General features: G+C 40.1%; 1 pseudogene. It reads right to left on the minus strand.

Features of this window, described 5'->3' with window-relative positions:
- A pseudogene (locus tag AAEZ18_RS19525) lies at positions 1 to 242 on the minus strand (DUF885 family protein); the annotation flags it as partial.

The raw sequence follows: 242 nt of genomic DNA on the forward strand, positions 1-242 counted from the left end.
GTAGTAATCAAGGCCATCTTTAACACTTGAAATACCAGGCTCGGCTCTGCAATTAGGCATGTAATCGTTTTCAAAAAAGTCGTAAAAATGCTGATAAGCGGGTACTACTTTTGAGCTAATTAAAGCTTTTGCTTTGTTTTGATATGTGGCTTTTTGCTCTGCACTAAACGTACTCGGAATACGGGTAAAGGGCTCGTATAAGGCGCTGTTCTCAGGTTTTTTAACGATATGAGCGCTAATGC

Origin of the sequence: Pseudoalteromonas sp. 19-MNA-CIBAN-0066 (assembly GCF_040308705.1) — a bacterium.
GTDB lineage: Bacteria > Pseudomonadota > Gammaproteobacteria > Enterobacterales > Alteromonadaceae > Pseudoalteromonas > Pseudoalteromonas nigrifaciens.